The 18,924-nt window shown below is 74.9% G+C and carries 14 protein-coding genes; 4 read left to right on the forward strand and 10 right to left on the reverse strand.

The features are described from left to right. Positions 1-341: 341 nt before the first annotated feature. From E1B22_RS06350 to E1B22_RS06360, 3 genes are read left to right on the forward strand one after another with little or no spacing between them, the layout of a single operon-like run. Complete coding sequence (locus E1B22_RS06350; RefSeq protein WP_135224992.1) at positions 342-860, forward strand: (2Fe-2S)-binding protein; 519 nt, start codon at positions 342-344, stop codon at positions 858-860. 25 nt (positions 861-885) lie between these two features. Further along, a complete protein-coding gene (locus tag E1B22_RS06355) occupies positions 886-3,273 on the forward strand; it encodes a xanthine dehydrogenase family protein molybdopterin-binding subunit (protein WP_135224993.1) in 2,388 nt (795 codons plus the stop codon). Further along, positions 3,270-4,181 (forward strand): xanthine dehydrogenase family protein subunit M, encoded by a 912-nt coding sequence (locus tag E1B22_RS06360; RefSeq protein WP_135224994.1) that lies wholly within the window; start codon positions 3,270-3,272, stop codon positions 4,179-4,181. The genes E1B22_RS06355 and E1B22_RS06360 overlap by 4 nt, the downstream gene beginning before the upstream one ends. A gap of 336 nt (positions 4,182-4,517) precedes the next feature. Here the strand turns inward: E1B22_RS06360 and E1B22_RS06365 are convergent, their stop codons facing one another. The 10 genes from E1B22_RS06365 to E1B22_RS06410 all read right to left on the reverse strand — a co-directional run bounded on the left by E1B22_RS06365 (position 4,518) and on the right by E1B22_RS06410 (position 18,069). Continuing rightward, a complete protein-coding gene (locus E1B22_RS06365; RefSeq protein WP_135224995.1) occupies positions 4,518-5,072 on the reverse strand; it encodes a DUF6230 family protein in 555 nt (184 codons plus the stop codon). A 76-nt stretch (positions 5,073-5,148) separates the two neighbouring features. Further along, positions 5,149-6,654, reverse strand: coding sequence for a hypothetical protein (locus tag E1B22_RS13870; RefSeq protein ID WP_167758860.1), 1,506 nt, complete (start codon positions 6,652-6,654; stop codon positions 5,149-5,151). Between the two features lie 668 nt (positions 6,655-7,322). Then, a complete protein-coding gene (locus E1B22_RS06375) occupies positions 7,323-8,369 on the reverse strand; it encodes an FAD-dependent oxidoreductase (RefSeq protein WP_243123188.1) in 1,047 nt (348 codons plus the stop codon). 219 nt (positions 8,370-8,588) lie between these two features. Further along, positions 8,589-10,007, reverse strand: a complete 1,419-nt coding sequence (locus E1B22_RS06380) for a trehalose-6-phosphate synthase (protein WP_243123189.1) — start codon at positions 10,005-10,007, stop codon at positions 8,589-8,591. 237 nt (positions 10,008-10,244) lie between these two features. After that, a complete protein-coding gene (locus E1B22_RS06385) occupies positions 10,245-11,102 on the reverse strand; it encodes a proline/glycine betaine ABC transporter permease (RefSeq protein ID WP_135224998.1) in 858 nt (285 codons plus the stop codon). Beyond that, the gene (locus tag E1B22_RS06390; RefSeq protein ID WP_243123190.1) at positions 11,092-12,093 is read right to left on the reverse strand and encodes a betaine/proline/choline family ABC transporter ATP-binding protein; all 1,002 of its coding nucleotides are present in this window, start codon (positions 12,091-12,093) and stop codon (positions 11,092-11,094) included. The genes E1B22_RS06385 and E1B22_RS06390 overlap by 11 nt, the downstream gene beginning before the upstream one ends. Position 12,094: 1 nt before the next feature. Beyond that, positions 12,095-13,219 carry an ABC transporter substrate-binding protein gene (locus E1B22_RS06395; RefSeq protein ID WP_135224999.1) on the reverse strand — a complete coding sequence of 375 codons (1,125 nt, stop codon included), beginning with the start codon at positions 13,217-13,219 and terminating at the stop codon, positions 12,095-12,097. A gap of 753 nt (positions 13,220-13,972) precedes the next feature. Further along, complete coding sequence (gene bshB2, locus E1B22_RS06400; protein WP_135225000.1) at positions 13,973-15,130, reverse strand: bacillithiol biosynthesis deacetylase BshB2; 1,158 nt, start codon at positions 15,128-15,130, stop codon at positions 13,973-13,975. Positions 15,131-15,264: 134 nt separating this feature from the next. Then, the gene (locus tag E1B22_RS06405) at positions 15,265-16,548 is read right to left on the reverse strand and encodes a DMT family transporter (protein WP_243123191.1); all 1,284 of its coding nucleotides are present in this window, start codon (positions 16,546-16,548) and stop codon (positions 15,265-15,267) included. A 108-nt stretch (positions 16,549-16,656) separates the two neighbouring features. Continuing rightward, entirely contained in the window at positions 16,657-18,069 is a 1,413-nt protein-coding gene (locus tag E1B22_RS06410) for a helix-turn-helix transcriptional regulator (RefSeq protein ID WP_167758861.1), read from the reverse strand. A gap of 155 nt (positions 18,070-18,224) precedes the next feature. On the opposite strand from E1B22_RS06410, the gene E1B22_RS06415 reads away from it, so the two are divergent. Beyond that, positions 18,225-18,509 carry a hypothetical protein gene (locus E1B22_RS06415; RefSeq protein WP_135225003.1) on the forward strand — a complete coding sequence of 95 codons (285 nt, stop codon included), beginning with the start codon at positions 18,225-18,227 and terminating at the stop codon, positions 18,507-18,509. Positions 18,510-18,924: the final 415 nt, after the last annotated feature.

Below are 18,924 nucleotides of genomic sequence, written 5' to 3' on the forward strand. Positions count from 1 at the left end.
CGGCCCGCAGCGGCCGGTCGGCAGGAGATGGAACCTGTCCGCCGTATTGCACCGTGTAACGGGGGATGCAGCGGGCGTCCGGTCACCTCCCACCGTCGACGTGACGCCTTATCGTCGTTCCGCGCTGCAAATCCGGCGGGGGCGCCGGAAGTCCGGCAGGGGCCGGTTCGTCCGATCCGGCGTCGGCGGGTCGTCGTCGCCGGCGGGCGCTCCCGCCGACTGACCGATGGCGTGCCTCCCTCCCGTGCATCCCCCTGGCACGCGGTCCCGGCGTCGTCGTACGCCCGGGGCCGGGAAGAGTCACGCGGGCGCGGGCCCGTGAAAGGAGGTCGGGCGGCGTCATGGCAGCGACCGGCCAGGAGGCGGCCGGCCAGCGGGTGCCGGTGACCCTGACGGTCAACGGCCGCACCTACACCCGCGAGGTGGAACCCCGCACCCTGCTGGTCCACTTCTTGCGGGAGGAACTGGGCCTGACCGGCACCCACGTCGGCTGCGACACGTCCAACTGCGGGGCCTGCACGGTCCACCTCAACGGCCAGGCGGTCAAGTCGTGCACGGTGCTGGCGGTCCAGGCCGACGGCGGCGAGGTGGTGACCATCGAGGGGCTCGCCCGCGACGGCCGGCTCCACCCGGTGCAGGAGGGGTTCTGGGAGGAGCACGGGCTGCAGTGTGGCTTCTGCACGCCGGGCATGATCATGGCCGCGGCGCACCTCCTGGAGGTCAACCCCAACCCGACGGAGGAGGAGATCCGCCGCGGGCTGGAAGGGGTCCTCTGCCGCTGCACGGGCTACCACAACATCGTCCGGGCGGTGCAGTACGCCGCCCGCAAGCTGCAGGAGCGAAGCGCGGCCGCGGATTGAGGCCGCCGGCGAGGGGGTGACGCAGGTGCCGGTTGCAGGCATCGGCGCGCGGCTCAAGCGCAAGGAAGACCCCCGGCTGATCACGGGGTCGGGCACGTACACCGACGACATCCAGCTGCCCAACATGGTGCACGTGGCCATCGTCCGCAGCCCCCACGCCCACGCCCGCATCCGGGGGATCCGGACCGACGCAGCCCTCGGTGCCCCGGGCGTGGTGGCGGTGCTGACGGGCGAGGAGCTCAAGCAGGAGCTCAAGGCCCCGCTGCCCTGCGCCTGGCTCTACGAAGGGCTGAAGAACCCGCCCCACTGGCCCCTGGCGGTGGACGAGGTGCGCCACGTCGGCGAGGCGGTGGCTGCCGTCGTGGCCGAGAGCCGGGCGGCGGCCAAGGACGCCGCGGCCCTGGTGGAGGTGGACTACGAGCCCCTCCCGGCGGTGGTCGATCCCGAGAAGGCGATGGAGCCGGACGCGCCCCGGGTCCACGCCGAGTTCGACAGCAACGTCGCCTACACCTGGGAGGCATCGGGTGGCGACGTGGAGGCCGCCTTCCGCGAGGCGGACGTGGTGGTCCGCCAGCGGCACATCCAGCAGCGGCTGGTGCCCACGCCCCTCGAACCGCGGGCCGTGGTGGCCGACTGCCACCCCGCCACCGGCGAGTTGACCGTGTGGAGCACGACCCAGATCCCGCACCTGCTCAAGATCAACCTCTGCGGGATCCTGGGCGTACCCGAGCACCAGATGCGGGTGATCGCCCCGGAGGTGGGCGGCGGCTTCGGGGCGAAGCTCAACGTCTACCCCGAGGAGGTCGTCGTCCCGTACCTGGCGCGCAAGCTCAGGCGCCCCGTCAAGTGGGTGGAGGACCGGCGGGAGAACTTCGTCGCCACCATCCACGGCCGGGAGGGCATCATCGACGTGGAGGTGGCGGCCCGGCGGGACGGCGAGATCCTGGGCATGCGGATCGACTGGATCTGCGACCTGGGCGCCTACAACCAGCTCAACACGCCCTACATCCCTATCCTGGGGCTCATCGTCTCGCCCGGGCCCTATCGGCACAGGAACCACGCCATCAAGATCACCGGCGTGTTCACCAACAAGACGCCCACCGACGCCTACCGCGGCGCCGGCCGGCCGGAGGCCACCCACTTCCTGGAGCGGACCATCGACCGGCTGGCGGACGAACTCGGCCTGGATCCGGCCGAGGTGCGGCGCAAGAACTTCGTGCGCAAGGACGAGTTCCCGTACACCAACCCCGTGGGGATCACCTACGACTCCGGCGACTACCACGCCGCCCTGGACAAGGCGCTGGAGGCCGTCGGGTATGAGGAGCTCAAGCGGGAGCAGGCCGAGCGGCGCCGGCGGGGCGACCGGCTGCAGCTGGGCATCGGCATCTCCAGCTACATCGAGGCCTGCGGCCTGGCGCCCTCGGCCGCCCTGGCGGCCACCTTCTACGGCGGCAACCTGTTCGAGTCGGCCCAGGTGCGGGTCCACCACACCGGCAAGGTGACGGTCTACACCGGTTCGTCCGCCCACGGCCAGGGCCACGAGACCGCCTGGTCCCAGATCGTCGCCAGCGAGCTGGGCATCCCGCCGGAGGACGTGGAGGTGCTCCACGGCGACACGGGCCGCGGGCCCATCGGCCTGGGCACCTACGGCAGCCGCTCGGCGGCGGTGGGCGGCATCGCCCTCTACCAGGCCTTGCAGAAGGTCAAGCGGAAGGCGGCCCTGATCGCCGCCCACCAGCTGGAGTGCAATCCCGAGGACCTGGAGTTCGTGGACGGCCAGTTCCGGGTGAAGGGGGCGCCGCAGCGGGCCATCGCCTTCACCCAGATCGCGGCGGCGGCCAACCTGGGCTCCCACATCAACTTCCCGCCCGGGCTGGAGCCGGGGCTGGAGGAGACGGCCTTCTGGCAGCCGGAGAACTTCACCTTCCCCTTCGGCACGCACGTCTGCGTGGTGGAGGTCGACACCGAGGACGGCCGCACCCGCATCCTGCGGTACGTCTGCGTGGACGACTGCGGCAACGTGATCAACCCGCTGCTGGCGGAGGGCCAGATCCACGGCGGCGTCGCCCAGGGCATCGCCCAGGCGCTGTACGAGGAGCTGGTCTACGACGAGAGCGGCCAGCCCGTCAACGCGTCCCTGATGGAGTACGCGGTGCCGACGGCGGCGGAGCTGCCGTCCTTCGAGTCCCACTTCACCTGTACACCGTCGCCGGTCAACCCGCTGGGGGTCAAGGGCATCGGCGAGGCCGGCACCATCGCGGCCACGCCGGCGGTGGTCAACGCCATCGTCGACGCCGTCTCCCACCTCGGCGTGCGGCACATCGACATGCCCTGCAAGCCCGAGCGGGTCTGGCGGGCGATCCAGGAGGCCCAGCAGGCCGCGGCGGCCGCCGAAGGGGGGGAGGGGCGGTGATCCCCAGCGCCTTCACCTATCACCGGCCGGAGACGCTGGACGAGGTCTTCGAGCTGCTGGGGCGGTACGGCGAGCAGGCCAAGCTGCTGGCCGGCGGGCACAGCCTGTTGCCGGCGATGAAGCTGCGGTTGGCCCAGCCCCAGGTGCTGATCGACCTGGCTCGGGTGAAGGAGCTCCGCGGGGTGTCGGTGGAACCCGGCGGGGCCCTGCGCCTGGGGGCCTTGACGACGCACCATCAGGTGATGACCGATCCGGTCGTACGCCAGCACGCGCCCCTGCTGGCGGAGGTGGCCGGGGTCATCGGCGACATGCAGGTCCGCTACCGCGGCACCCTGGGCGGCAGCGTCGCCCACGCCGATCCGGCCGCCGACTACCCGGCGGCGCTGCTGGCGCTGGAGGCCGAGATCGAGGTGGCGGGGCCGGGTGGGCGCCGGCGGACCGTGCCGGCGGGGGAGTTCTTCTTCGGTCCCTTCATCACCGCCTTGCAACCCGATGAGGTGGTGACCGTCGTGCGCATCCCGCCGGCGGCCGGCGGCGAGCGAGGATGGCGGTGGGGCTACCGTTACCTCAAGATGGCCCGCCGGGCCTCGGACTTCGCCCTGGTGGGCGTGGCCGCGGCCGTCGCCCGGGATGCGGACGGGACGGCGGCGGCGGTGCGGGTCGCCCTCAACGGCGTCACCGGCGCCGCCTACCGGGCGACGGCGGTGGAGGAGCGCCTGGCCGGCCGGGTGCCGTCGCCGGAGCTGCTGGCCGAGGCGGCCGCCCACGCAGTGGATGGGGTTGACGTGGACGGGGACGCGTTGACCTCGGCGGAGTACCGCGCCCATCTGGCGCGGGTCTACACCCGCCGGGCGCTGGAGGAGGCCTGGCAGCGGGCCGGTGGGGAAGGGGCGATGGCCGCCGACTGAACCGCCGGGTCGAGGCGCCGGAGGCTGGCACCCCACGGCTTCGCCGGCGAGGCTCGCGGGACGGCGACGACGGGTCGCCACCTCCGACGCCCGCGACCGGTGCAGATCGCAGAGGGCACGAGGCGGCGGGCCGGGGCTCCGCGCCCCGGCCCGCCGCCGCGCGCCACGGCATCGCCCCCGCCGACGGATGCCGGGGATCCCGCCCCTGCCCCCTCCGTTCCCTCGCCGGCTCGGTGGCGCCGTGTGGCCGCGTTCGTCCACCGTCGCGGGACGGCCGGAGGTGCCACGGCGACGGCACGGCGGCGGGGCAGGCTGCGGGGCGGGCTCGTCGATGACCTAGTCGATGACCTTGACCTCTAGCTTCATGCCGGGCAGCTTGGCCTTGTTCTGGAACAGGTAGTGGGCGATGATCCGGGCATCTTCGATGACCACGCCCGGTGCCGTCATCGACAGGGGATTCGCGCCGCGCTGCTCGTCGACGGTCTGTTGGGTGAAGGCGATGGATCCCGCCTGCTGGTAGGTCATGTCCTGGACCAGCCCGCTGATCTCCACCGGTGACGCGGTGATGCTCACCCGGACCGTCTTGCCCCCGACCTTGAGGTCTTTGTACATGTGCAGGTCGGTGATCACCAGCCGGTCGATCTTGGCCCGCGCCATGGGGACGCCGGCGGCCCGGTCGGTGTCGTTGGTGACGGGCAGCAGCTGGAAGCCCTGTCCTTCGAGGCGGTCGAACTCCAGCACGACGCCGCCGATGCCGGCCAGCGGCGCCGCCAGGGCGATCCCCTGGGACGCCATGACGAAGAGCATGATGGCCAGCACCGTCATGGACATGGCGAAGGTCACCAAGAAGCGCCTCCAGGAGAAGGTCCCCGTGGTGGCCACGTGGGGCATGGCGCCTCCCTCCTCGTGATCGCGGTTCCCGCGTACCCCTGGGCGCTCGGGGCCGGACGGTCGATCCCGGGGCAGCTCACCGCTCCCCGCCGAGCGAGATCCCCAGGCCCAGCGCATCGAGGAGCTCGCCCAGCCGCGGGAGCAGCCCCCGCTGGCGCCGACTGGCGTCAGGGCCGTCGGGAGACGGCGGCGGGGTCGCGTCCCCGGGCTCGGAACCCGGGGTGGCTCCCTCGGCGTCGCCGCCCCCTTCGCCGGGCTGGGCCGACGACGGTGGAGGGAGTGGGCCGTCGAGCCGATCTGCCAGTCGCCGGAGGTCCGGCCAGAAGCGGCCGCACGCATCGGCCAGCCGGAGCGTCGCGGCGGGAGCCGCCGCGGCCCGGAGCAGTCCTTCGTCGACCAGCGCCGCCAGCAGGTCGACGCCGGTGCGGAGGGCGCGACCGGCCAACGGAGCCAGGTCGCGGACCGGCCGATCCAGCGCGCCGGCGACGCACGTCAGCGGCGGACCGAGCTCGGGCAGGAGCGGGTCCCTCGGCGGCAGGGACCGCTGCGGCGGCGGGACCGCGCCGTCCTCGGCGCCGCCGCCGGCATGGCGCGAGGCCCCGTCCGAGGTCCCCCCGTCAGGCGGCGGCGCGCCCGTACCCTCCCCCAGACACGCCAACACGGCGGCGGGATCCAGCGGCCGCAACCGCTCGAGGGCCGCATCCCACCGACCTTGACGGAGGGCCTCCAGGTCCACGAGGGGCAGCGGATCGCGATGGAGCCGCTGGGCCAGGCACGTCACCAGCGCTCGGGCGGCAGGTGGCAGCCCGGCGTCCGGCGGAGACGGCGGACCGGGGGGCGCCGGCTGCGACTCCCCGGTGCCCGCGGCGGGCTGCTGTGGCGAACCCGAACCGGGTTGTGCCGCGCCCGGGGCCGCTTCGGGCGAGGCACCGGGCGGGCGCCGCTGGGAACCCTCGGACGACCGGTGCCGGCCCCGGAGGTCGTCGAGGCCGTGGGCATCGCGGTACCGGCGGTGGAGGAGATCCGCCTGGCGACGGACCCGGTCGATGCGCTCCCGCTGGGCCAGGTCGGCGGGATCGTGGACGAACCGCAGGGTCGCGTCGGGGAGCACGGCGGTTCCGCTGTGCATCCACGTGGCCCGCATGCCCACGTCCCGGACGCGGAGGGTCACCCGCCCGCCGCGCTGCAGCAGGTCGAGGACGAACGCGATGGGGTCCGTCGCCTTGACGGCCCCGGGGATGGTGCCCACCAGCGAGAGGAGGTCGGTCCGCAGCGCCACGTCGGTGACGCGGGCCACGCCGCGGCTGGTGATCTGAAGGTAGGGGGGGCCGTCGCGGCCGAGCTCCTGGGTCAGGGCCAGGTCGCGGATGTCGGCCGACGCGAACCGCACCACCACGTCGAAGGGACCGGCGCCGGGGCCGGAGGCGGGCAGGATGACGGCGTCGCGGCCCACCAGTTCGTCCGCGGTCACGACGAAGTAGCGGTCGGGGACCAGGAGATCGCCCAGGTCCGCAGGTCCAGGGGCCGCCGCACCGGCTGCGCCGGCCGCGCCGGCGAGGGGACCCAGGGCGAGCAGCGCCACCGCCGCCACCCCCGCGATCCGCGACGGCGGTCGTGCGGACGGCGGTCGCGCCCCACCGGCGCAGCGCGCCCGTCCACCCCGCCCGCGAGCGACGGGCCGGGGTGGGATGGCGTCGCCGCCGGCGCGGCGCAGGGCGACCCGCCATGGAGTGCGCCGGCCACCGCTGCGGGCGCCCTTCATCCACTCACCCCCCTTCTTCCCGCAGGATGGACCGCTGACCGGGGGAAGGGCGGGTGGGGCCACCGGCGACGGTAGCCGGACGACGCCCGCGGCCCGCAGCTCCGGCACCTCGGTCCGGAGCTCCGCGGGCCGGGATCGGGTGCGCGAGCCGCGACCGGGAGCGCGGGCCGCGGCCGGGCGTTCCGGGAACCGCGGCCCGGAGCGCCCGGCCCCGGCCCAGCGGCCGGCGGTCGGCGGACCACAGGGGCTCGCGCCCCTGCCCGTGGTGGCCGGTGTGGGACCCGCATCGGTGGCCGCCTGGACCGACCGTCCGGCCGGTCGGGCGGGGCGAGGGGAGAAACCTCCGGGAGCGGGACGTCCCCCCGCGGGCCGGGACGGCGCCCCCTGTCCCCCACCGCGACGCCGTTCCCCCAGAACGGTTCACCACAACCGGATTCGGGCGGGGGCGCCGCCTTCTGGGGGTCGTCGGCCGGCCGTCGCAGGGTCGTTCAACGGCCGGGGATCAGGCGGCGATCGGCGAGGTCGGCCAGCACGGCCGCCGCGATGGCATGGGCGGCGCCGAGGGCCGTCGACAGCCCCTCGAGCCCGAAGCCGGCAGCCACGAACAGCCCTCGGGCGCCCCCCCACGGGGCGACGGCGCCGACGAAGGGCAGGCCGTCGGGGCCGCGCAGGTCGATCAGGGTCCGGACCCGATCGAGCTGGGCCTCTGCGGTCAGGTCGAACCGCTCCACCAGGTCTTCCACCAGCGCCACGAGCTCGTCGAAGGAGGGCGGGGACCAGTCGCCCTCGAGGCGGGCCGCGGCCAAGAGCGTCCGCGCCTCGATCCCGAGGGCGAAGCGCCAGATCAGCGAGCGGCGGGTGAACACCGCCGGTGGGGTCTCCACCGTGGCCGGCAAGCGAAAGGGGATCACCACGTCCTTGACGGGGACGAACCGGCTCGCGAACCCGCGGGGCAGCCCGTCCATGGCGAGGCTCTCCGGCCGCGGACCGGGCGCCAGGACCAGCGCGGAGGCGGGGACCACGTCGTCCCATCCTTCCACCGGATGACCGGCGGGACGGTCGGCGGCGGGACGGGTCGCCTGTGGGCCCCCGCCCGCCCGGGCCACCCGGACCCCCGTCACCCGGTCCCCGGCGAGCACCGGCGCCATCACCCGCGTGCGGGTCAACAGCCGCAGCCCGGCGCGCCGGGCGGCCAGGTACATGGCGTCGAGCAGCAGGAGGTGATCGACGAAGGCGGCGCGGCCGGGATGGCCGTCCAGCCGGGCGAAGGTCAGCCGCAGGGGGGAGCGGGGGTGGCGGTGCTGGGCGACGGCGAACGCCCAGGTGCACTGGGCGAAGGCGTCCAGCACCGGGTGCCCGACGGCGGCCTTGAGGATGCCCACGGCGTCCCGGGTCTCGCCCAGCCCGGGGAAGTCGCCCTCCTCCACCAGCACCACCGGTACGGAGCGCTGCAGGACGAAGGCGACCGCGGTGCCCACGATGCCCCCGCCGGCGACCACCACCGGCGGGAGGTCGCCGGCGGCCGCACCCGCCACCGCCTCCGGGCCGATGCCCCGCCCGGGACGCCGCTGGCCCGCGCGTCCATCCCGCCGGCCCGCCGCCGCGGTCTCTGCGTCCTTTGCGGCGGGTCCGGCGTGGGGGCCGACGGCGTCCGATCGGGTGCGCGGGGATCCCATGGGATGGGGCTGCTCCATGTCCGGTGGTGTGCACCTCCACGCCTCGGCCGGGTGCCGGGTGACCCGCGGGCCGGCCTCTCAACCGGGGGACGCGCCGGCCAGGGTGACCGGGCTGCCCTCCAAGGACGCCAGGAACCGCTCCGCCCAGCGGTGGACGTCCAGGGCGGCCACCCGCTCCTTGAGGGCGGCCCGGCGGGCGTCCCATCGGCGTCGGCCGGGTTCGTCCGCCAGGGAGGTGAGCACCTCGTGCAGGGTGTCCGCCAGCCCGTCGACGTCGAAGGGGTTCACCGCCACGGCCTCGGGAAGCACCGCGGCCGCCCCGGCCAGCGAGGAGAGGATTAAGACCCCATTCTCCGTCACCCAGGCGTACTCCTGGGCCACCAGGTTCATGCCGTCCCGGAGGGGGGTGACCAGGGCGGCGTCGGCGGCGAGGTAGAACGCCGTCAGCTCCCGGGGCGTGAAGGCGCGGTAGAGGTAGTGCACGGGGACCCAGCCGTCCCGCATGTAGGCGCCGTTGATGCGACCGACCTGTTCGTCCACCAGGCGCTTGAGGAGGCGATACGAGGGCAGCCGGGTCCGGCTGGGAACGGCGATCTGGTAGAGGGTCACCCGGCCGAGCCACTGGGGATACCGCTCGAAGAGACGCTCCCAGGCCGCCAGACGTTCGGGGATGCCCTTGGTGTAGTCCAGCCGGTCGATGCCGACGACGACCAGCGGGGTCCCGGCCATGCGGCGGATCCGCCGGGCCCGCTCTCGCACCCGCGGCTCCGCCGCCCACTGGGCGAAGCGGGCGGTGTCGATGCCGATGGGGTGGGCCTCGACGCGGATCTCGCGCCCCTGCCAGCGCACCCGCCGGCCGTCGACCACCGCCCCGGGCAACGTGCGGCAGGTGGCGAGGAAGTTGGCCACGTACTCGGGCGTGTGCAGGCCCACGAGGTCGGCGCCCAGCACGCCCTCGAGAAGCTGGCGCGTCCAGGGGAGGACCTGCCAGACCTCCGGCGGCGGCCACGGGATGTGCCAGAAGAAGCCGATGCGCGCGCCGGGCCGGGCGGCACGGAGCAGGGCCGGCACCAGCATCAGGTGGTAGTCGTGGACCCACACCGGCGTGGCGGGATCGGTCCACTCCTCTAGCACCGCCTCGGCGAAGCGGCGGTTCGTGGCCTGGTACGCGGCATAGAAGGCGCGGCGGAGTTCCACCCGCTCCAGGAAGTAGTGGGCCAGGGGCCAGAGGACCCGATTGGCCATGCCGTGGTACGAGCCGGTCACCTCCCGGGCGGGCACGTGGAGCCGTCGCACGGTGAAGCGCGGTGCCTCGGGCGGATGGGCGAGGCGCGGCACGGCGTCGGCCTCCTTCTCCCCCCACGCCACCCAGGTGCCGCCTCGCCGTTCCAGCACCGGCAGCAGCGCCGTGGCCAGCCCGCCCACGGCCGGCACCCATCGGCCCCGTTCCTGCCGCAGAGGCTCCCGGTTGGCGACCACCACCAGGGACACCGCCACCACCTCCTCGCAGTCGCGCCGCTGCGGCCGGGGAAGGAGGGGGATGCCCGGACGGTGCCCGGCAGGGGGCGGCCGGCCTCGTCCCGTGGGCGGTTGGCGGCTTCACGCCGTCCGCGACGGCCGGCTTCATCCCGTGGCGGATGACGGCCGGACTCCCCGTCCACGCCGCCACCCGTGGCGGCTCGACCGGCCGTGCGCAGCGCCGCCGGCGGCGGGATTGCCCGTCGGCGGCCGGGTTCATCCGGTCCGGGGCACCTGCCACCGCCGTGCCAAGCCCTGGGACAGCCGGTCCATGACGATGGCCAGCGCCACGATGGTGAAGCCCGCCTCGAAGCCGGCACCGGGGTCGACGCGCTGGATCGCCCGCATCACGGCCTCACCGACGCCGCCCGCGCCCACCATGCTGGCGATGACCACCATGGCCAGGGCCATCATCGTCGTCTGGTTGATCCCCGCCATGATGCTCGGCAGGGCCAGGGGCAGCCGCACCTGGAACAACAGCTGCCACCGGGTGGCGCCAAAGGCCTGGGCGGCCTCCTGGGCGTCGGCGGGCACCTGGCGGATGCCCAGGTCCACCAGGCGCGCCACCGGCGGCAGGGCGTACACCACCGTCGCCAGCGTGCCCGGCACCGGGCCGAGGGCCTGGAAGAGCATCATCACGGGGATCAGGTACACGAAGCTGGGCATGGTCTGCATGGCGTCCAGCACGGGCAGCACCAGGGCGTGGATGCGGCGGGACTCGGCCATGGCGATGCCCAGGGGCAGGCCGATGGCCACCGCCAGGGCGACGGCGACGATGACCATCGCCAGCGTCTCGATGGCGGCCGCCCAGTAGCCGAAGGCGCCGATGGCCATCATCAGCCCGGCCAGCGTCATCGCCGTCAGCGGGCGGCGGGTGACGGCCCACGCGGCGAGCAGCACCCCGCCGACCCAGGCCCACCAGGGCACCGCCAGCAGACCGGCCTCGATGGCGTTGAGCGAGCGGGTGATGGCCACGGAGACGCCGTGGAAGAACCCGCCCCCCCGGTCCACCAGCCACGTCAGGCCGTCCTGGATCCAGGGGGCGACGTGGAACTCCAGGGCCTCAGGGAACAAGGCCGGATCCCCCCTCCGCGCCCACGGGCTCCAGGGCGGCCGCCCGGAGCGTGCCCCCGGCCAGGGCGGCCGCCTCCCGCACATCCCGGACGAACCGGCGGACGTAGTCGTCGGCCGGGTGCTGGATGATCTCCCGCGGCCGTCCCACCTGGACGATGCGGCCTGCCCTCATGATGGCCAGCCGGTCGCCCAGGCGCAACGCCTCCTGCAGGTCGTGGGTGATGAACACGATGGTCTTGTGGAGCTCCGCCTGCAGGCGCAGCAGATCGTCCTGCAGCTCCCGCCGGATGAGCGGATCCAGCCCGCTGAAGGGTTCGTCCATCAACAGCAGGTCGGCGTCGCGGGCCAGGGCGCGGGCGATGCCGACCCGCTGCCGCATGCCGCCCGACAGGGCGGCCGGGTGGCGGTCCGCCCACTTCTCCAGGCCGACGCGGGCCAGGGCGGCCCGCGCCCGCTCGAGCTGGACGCGACGGGGTTCGCCCCGCAGGCGCAGGCCGAAGGCCACGTTCTCCAGCACGGTGCGGTGGGGCAGCAGCCCGTAGTGCTGGAAGACCATGGCCACCTTGTGGCGCCGGAAGGCGGTCAGCTGCCGGGCGTCCATGGCGGTGACGTCCTCGCCGTCCACCAGGATGCGGCCCGCGGTCGGCTCCACCAGCCGCAGCAGGCACCGCACCAGGGTGGACTTGCCGCTGCCCGAGAGCCCCATCACCACGAAGATCTCCCCGCGCCGCACCCGCAGGGTGGCGTCGCGGACCGCCACCACGGCGCCCTGGGACTCGGCCCGCGCCACCGCCTCCGGGTCGCGGACGTCGATGCGGCGGTGGTGGCGCGCGTAGATCTTCCACAGGTTCTGCACCGCCAGCAGGACGGGGCGGCGGCCGTCGGACCCGCCGTCGCCCCGGCCGTCGCGGCCGCCCTGCCGGGCCGCGGTTGCGGCAGGCCGCGAGGCCGGCACCGCGGGAGCCGCCTTCGTCGGCGTCGGAGCCGTCATCTCACCGCACCTCCTCCAGGGCGGCGTCGACCCGGTCGCGCACGTCGGCCGGCACCCATTGCTCCCAGTCGCGGTAGGTCTGGAGGAACCACACGGCCGCCTCCTCCGGCTTGGCGTTCTCGTCCTGCATGTAGGCCAGGGCGGCCGCCGTCTGTTCCAGGGTGGTGTCGTATCGCTTCAAGAACTCGACCACCTCGGGGGCCATGGCCTCGAGTCGGCTGTTGGCTGCCACCAGCACCTGGCTCGGCGGGTAGGCGCAGGCCTTGTCGCTCTCCCAGCACTCGTCGCTGTAGGCCGGTTCCTCCAGCCGAATCAGCTCGTACTTGCCGGTGATCCACGTGGGCTCCCAGTAGTAGCCCACCCACGGCTTGCCCTGCTCGTAGGCGGTGGCGATGGAGGTATTCAGGCCCGCCTCCGACCCCGGGTTGAAGGCGGTGAAGCGGTCGGTCAACCCATAGGCCTCGAGCTTCTGGGGGTTGATGTCCGAGCACACCCAGCCGGTGGGACAGTTGTAGAAGCGGCCCTTGCCGGGCTCCGACGGGTCTTCGAACAGCTGCCAGTAACGCTCCAGGTCCTGGACGGTGCGCAGGTCCGGGGCCATGGGCGCGATGCCGCGTTCCGGGTCGCCCTCGACGACGTAGGCGGGGACGTACCACCCCTGCGGGGACTCGGGATAGTTCCGGCCCAGGTCGAGGACCCGACCGGAGTCCACGGCCTTCTGCCAGGCCTCGCGGATGTTGTCGGGCCAGAGCTCCATGGTGATGTGGACGCTGCCGTCCTGCAGGCCCTGGAGGATGGGGACGGTGTCGCCGAACTTGTAGTCGACGGGGTAGCCGTAGCCCTGCTCGATGATGAACCCGGCGATGCGATTGTGCACCTGCACGCTGTCCCAGCTGAAGTCGCCGAAGACCAGGGTGGGCTTCTCGCCGGACGGGCCGCCACCGCCCGCCGGACCGTCGGCTGGGCCGGTTCCTCCCCCGGCGGATCCCCCGCCGCCGGGGCCGGCGCCGCTGCCGCATGCCGTCGCCACCAGGATGACCACCAGCGTCAGGAGAGACGGGGCCCATCGACGGACCCGCGGGGCGCGCCGGCGGACACCCGCCGCTCGCCGTGCCGCGGTCTTCACGCAACGACCTCCCTCCGCGGCAGGCCGCATGGGCGCGGGGGAACGAAGCGGCGGTCGGTTCCGTGGCGGTGGAATCCGGCCGCAGAAGGGGGGACAGGGTAGGCAGGGAATGGCGTGCATGCAACGCCCGCGTGCCTACGGGGTTAGCTGACGGGCTCGGGCCGGGCTGCCCTATCCCGGAGTCGCCGCGGCCTGGAGTGCGGTCCCGCGCTGCGTGCCCGGCGGACGGAGGACGCGACGCGGCGGTCGCGTCCGCTCGTCCCTGGGCCGGCGGGGTCGCCCGCTGGCGGCCGCGGCGGCCGGGAATTCGCCCCGAAGACGGTTCCCCCGCGCCCCTGGAGGGGGCTTCGGCCTGCCGTTTCGATTTGTATCTCCCATGCTAAACCAAAGGGAGGCGTCGTGCAAGCACCGATCGGCCTGCGACGAGGGGATGGCATAGGACGAGAGACGATGAGTAACGCACTGGCTGTTACTCGGTCCTCCCGAGGCGCGGTGGCCGACGGCGTCCGGACGGCCACGGCGAGTCTGGGTGTCCGATGGGCCGCGCGGGGTTGGCCTCTGGTCCGTCGCCCCGCGTCAGGGCCTGCGTTGGCGCGTGGGCCCGGGTCGGCGCCGCCGCCCGGCCATCCTGCGCCGGAGGCGGGGCGCGTCCACGGCCGGAGTCCCGGGGCGTTCGCGGCCGGCGGGCGCAGGCCGTCGGCAGCGGGGGGCAGGGCGCCTTGCGGCCGCCAGCCCCTCGGAGGGCGGCAGCTTTCAAGAGGGCTCGGCGGCGACGGGCCCCGACCGCCCGCGCCCGTTGCCATCGTACGGGGCGACCCAGAAGCTCTCCTCGCGGAGGAGCTGGTCGAAGCGCCGGGCCATCTCCTCGTCCTGCCGCAGCCGCTCGTCCCACCCGGTGGTCTGGGATCGGTGGGCGCGGAAGGCGGCCTCCTTCAGGGTGCGCACCTCGGCGATGGGGACGGTGACCACGGGCAGGCCGGGATCCGCATCGCGCAAGGGGCCCTTGACGAACAGCAGCCGCGGCCGCAGCCGGCCCAGCGCGGCCACCGCCTCCACCGTGGCAGCGCCGACGGCGTCGTGGTCCGGATGGCCGCCCAACTCCGGATGGAAGGTGATCACGGTGGTGGCGCCGGTCTCCTCCAGGATGGCGCGGATGCGCCCAGCCAGCTGGGCGCGATCCTGGAACTCGACGGTCTTGTCCCAGACCCCCAGCACGCGGACGTCCGTGACGCCGACGGTCGCCATGGCCCGGCGCAGTTCCTCGATGCGCAGCGGCCCCAGGGACTCGCGGTTGGCCAGCGGCGGCCGCCCGACGCGGCGGCCCATCTGGCCGGCGGTGACGCAGACCATGGTGACGCCGATGCCCTGCCGCACGGCCCGGGCCATGGTGCCGGCGGCGCCGAAGGACTCGTCGTCCGGGTGGGCCAGGACCACCACCAGGTGTCGGTCCCACGGGGCGGGGACCGGGTCCGTGGCGGTCACCGGCATCGTTTCCGGCGCAGGCGCCGGTTCCCGCTCGCCCTCCGGCGGCTGCCGTGGCGTCAAGGTGGTCGCCGGCCGGTCGGCGGTCCCCCCGTCGGTCGCCAAGGGGAACGGGCGTCGCGCCACCTCGAGCACCACGGTCAACCGGTCTTCGTCGTCATGGCCCTCCAGGAGGACCCGATCCGGCTCTTGCCACCAGTGGGTCAGCCCCTCGGCGTAGACCCAGCCGCCCATCACCCGCAGACCCACGCGGTAGGGGCCGCGGCCGCGCACGGCGGCCGCCTCCAGGTGAACCCGGACGTTGCGCGCGAAGGCGCCGAAACCGCCGCGGGTGTAGGCGCCGTGGGTGGTCTCCAGGTGCAGGTACACCGCGTCGCCGACGTACGCTTGCAGGGCCCGCTGGACGCGGGCGGGGTCGATGGTCTCCATGGACCGCCTCCTCACCCTCGACGCCCGTGGCTTCCACCGGATGCACGGGAGCGGGGGCCGTGGCCGGTGCCCGGCCGCGGCCCCCATCCCTTGCTTCGCCAGGCGGCCCGGTCCTCCTCTTGGACGAGCGCGTCCTACGGCCAGCGGGAGCGCGGCTGGGGTGGGGCAGCGGCGGCCGGGCGCGCGGCGTCCTGGGGGAGCCGGGGCGGCGAGGGTGCGGTGCCGCCGGGTGGGGGCGACGCCGTATCGGTGGCCGGCGCCGGCCGCTCCGCGGGGTAGACGGGAGCCCGGCGTCCCACCGCGACCACCAGGGCTACCGCGACCGCGGCGAGCACCGTGACCCCGTCGACCCGTTCGCCCAGGGCGGCGTGGGCGACGAAGAGGGTCAGGAAGGGCTGCAGCAGCTGCAACTGGCTGGTCCGCGCCACCCCGGCCAGGGCCATGGCGTGGTACCAGAGGATGAAGGCGCCGAACTGGGTCACGACGCTGATGTAGAGCCAGGCCAGCCAGGCCCGCACCGCCGGGTCCCACCCTGGCCGGGCGGCTGCCGTCGCCGCAGCGGCGGAGAGGGGTGGGGACCCCATCGGCGCCGGCCCGGAGGAAGGGGGTCCCGGGACGGACGGGGCCGCAGGCCCGGCGATGATCGCCCCCCAGGTCGCGGCAAGGGTGAGCGGCAGGGCGGCCCACAGCCCCCATGCGATGGGGAGGAACCCGCCATGACGCCGCGCCAGGCGGCCGCCCTCCGCGTGCCCGGCGGCGGCCAGCACGACGGCCGCCAGCATCAGGAAGTCGGCGGCGTGGGGGCGACCGGCCCCCTGGCGCACGGCGAATCCCACCACCACGCCGCTTCCCACCATCGCCGCCAACCAGAACCGGGCCGAGGGCCGCTCCCCCGCCCGCAACGCGGCGAGTCCCGATGTCAACAGGGGCAGCAGTCCCAGGAGCACCGCCCCGTGGGCTGCCGGGAGCTGGGTCAGCGCCAGCGTCGAGAGCCAGGGGAAGGCGACGGTGGTGCCGGCGGCCACCACGAGGACCGAGGGCCATGCGGTCGGGGGAGGCAGCCAGCGGGCCATCGTGCGGACGGCGGGGCGTCCCCGGGGGGATCCGGGCGCGGCGGCGCGGCCGCGGACCGTGAGGGCCGCGAGGGCCGCGGCCAGGGCCGCGCCCGCCGACCGGCCGGGGCCCACCAGCTCGCCGGGGAGGTGCTCCAGGGCCACCCGGGTGGCGGGGAGGGTGAGGCTGAAGAGCGCGACGGCCAGCAGCCCCAGGGCGGCGCCCGCGGCCTCGCGGGCGCCGCCCTGGCGATGGGGCCTGGGCTCCCGTCGACGATCCCGCCGCGGGGCGGCATGGATGGCACCGGCACCAGGAGCCGGCACCGCGCGGTCGCGGTTCCGACGGCGGCAACGCGGCGAACGCAAGGGGTCCCCGTCCTTCCCCGGGTCCGGCATCGGCCGCGGTCCCAGTCTACGCCGGGACCGAGGGGAGCGTTCGCGCCGGGCCGACGTCCCGGGGCGTCGCTGCGCTGCTCACCCCAGGGCCCGCAGGTCTCGCACGACCCCATCCAGGGCCCGGGCGGCGGAGGGGTCGAGGGCGTCCAGGGCGCGCGCCTCGACGGCCATGGCACTGAGGTACAGGCGCGGTCGCTGGGCTTGTCGGGCGCGGCAGCGGGCGATGCGCGCCAGCACCAGCGCCCGGCGGTGGCGTCCCGCGGCCAGCTCAAGGTTGGCCAGGTCCACCAGCACGCTGGCCACGCCGTCGAGGCGGCCGATGCGGCGATACCGCGCCAGGCACTGCCGGAGGCGCTGCCGACCCAGCCTCCACGCCCCCTGGCGCGCCTGGACGACGCCGAGATCGTGGGTGGCCGTCAGCACGCGCGCGGGGTCCCGGCCCCGGTACAGCTGGATGGCCCGCTCGAGATGGTAGGCGGCCAGGTCCAGCTGGTTGAGGGCGCAGTAGCAGACGCCCACCCCATGGTGGCAGGCGGCGATCAGCGTGCGGGGCAGGTGGCGGACCGGCACCGGCACGGGCGCGGGGGCGGATGCCCTCGCCGGCGGGACCCCGCCGGCGCCAGCCTGCCCGGGTGCCGCCGGGACCCCGGCCGGTTCCGGGGCCGGTTCCGAGCGGGAACGCGCGTTCCCGGGCGTCGGGGCTGCGGCCGGCTCCACCAGGGACCCCCGGGCGTCTCCGGGCGTTGCGGACGCGGCCGCCTCCGTACGGGAACCCTGGGCATGCCCGCGACCCGATGGCGGGGCCGCGCGCGGCGGCCGCTCGCGGTCCGGCAACCCGGTGGCGTAGTACGCCAGGGCCTCCCGGTAGTGCCCCTGGCGGAACAGGGTGCTGGCCAGGGCGACGTGGGCCCGGATGCGGTCGGCGGGGCGGCTCGCGGCCGACGCGGCCAGGCGGAACGCCTCCGCCGCGACGGCCAGTTCGTCCCGCTGGAAGGCCAGCTTGCCGCGGGTGTAGTGGAGGCGGAAGGTGGTCCCCGGCGGGCAGCGATCCAGGGGGACGCGGGCCAGGAGGTTGAGGGCGGCGAAAAGGCACCGGCCGGCCTCGTCCGCCTGGTTGAGACAGGCCAGGGCGTAGGCCAGGTCGACCTGGACCGAGAGCAGGAGGGGCGAGTCCTCGTCCTGCTCCAGCAGTTCCAGGGCCATGCGGAAGGCCCGCACCGCCTCCCCGAAACGCCGCTGACGGGTGTAGCGGCGTCCCCGCTGGACGTAGTCATGGATCACGCGGCGGCGGGCGAACTCGTCCTGCTCGCCCAGGAAGAAGCCCACGGGTTTGCCGAGGCGCTCGGCCAGGAGGCGCAGCGTCGCCAGGGGCGGGACGACCTCGTTGGCCTCGATGCGGCTGATGTAGGAGCGGTCGAAGAGCCCGGCCGCCAGCTGCTCCTGGGTCAGGCCCAGTTCCCGGCGCCGGGCCCGGATGCGGTCGCCGATCACGGGCCGGCCCTCCCTTCGCTCGGCGCGGTGGTCCCCCGGGGCGCTGGTGCGCGGCTTCCAGGTCACCCGGGTGCACGACCGGCACGCCGTGTTCCTATCGCCCGGGTCCACGATGGACTTGCCAACGCCCATCGCCCGCGGGAGGTGAGGACGTGTTGAGGGTTCGTTGGACGGTCGGCGCAACCCTGTTGGTGGCGCTGACGTGGGCGATCCTCGCGGGGGGTGGAGGTGGGGTGGCAGCAGCCGACGCCGCTGAGGGCATCCATGCCGACCTGATGGGTCCGGAGATCCCGGAGCTGTCGACCGTGGCGGACCTGATGGGTCCGGAGATCCCGGAGCTGACGGTGCTCGCGGACCTGATGGGGCCGGAGATCCCCGAGCTGTCGGTCCTCGCGGACCTGATGGGCCCCGGCGTCCCGGAGCTTGACGTGGAGGCCTGAACCGACCCCGTCGACCGCCGCGGCCGTCGACGCGACCGCCGTGGCCGTCGGCGCCACCATGAGCGCATCATGGGCGCGATGGCCGGGCGGCACGTCCCGCCCGTGACGATCGACGCGACCCGGGGCAGCCCACCGCTGGTGGCGCTCCCCAGGGTCGGGTCCCACGAGGGTGGCTTCGCGCCGCACGCCAACCCCGGCACCCGCCGGCCTGATCCGTGAACGCGGGCCTCCCGCGTGAACGCGGGCCTCCCGCGACCGCCGGGAGCCGCTGCGTTTCCATGGGCGGCGGACGGTCCTCCCGTCCACCGCCCGACGTGAGGGCCGCCCCGGGCGTCCCGACCCGCCGGCATGGTCGGCGGGCGGCGGGCGCCGGTGGCAGCCCTGGGGGGCAGGCCTGGGACCCTGCGGTCCCACC

The sequence above is a fragment of the Thermaerobacter sp. FW80 genome (assembly GCF_004634385.1).
Lineage (GTDB): Bacteria > Bacillota > Sulfobacillia > Thermaerobacterales > Thermaerobacteraceae > Thermaerobacter > Thermaerobacter composti.

Excerpts from the sequence above, each read along its gene's own strand:
- E1B22_RS06350 (WP_135224992.1), top strand. The coding sequence starts at position 342 with ATGGCAGCGACCGGCCAGGAGGCGGCCGGCCAGCGGGTGCCGGTGACC.
- E1B22_RS06365 (WP_135224995.1), bottom strand. The coding sequence starts at position 5,072 with ATGCCCCACGTGGCCACCACGGGGACCTTCTCCTGGAGGCGCTTCTTG.
- E1B22_RS06390 (WP_243123190.1), bottom strand. The coding sequence starts at position 12,093 with ATGACGGCTCCGACGCCGACGAAGGCGGCTCCCGCGGTGCCGGCCTCG.
- bshB2 (WP_135225000.1), bottom strand. The coding sequence starts at position 15,130 with ATGGAGACCATCGACCCCGCCCGCGTCCAGCGGGCCCTGCAAGCGTAC.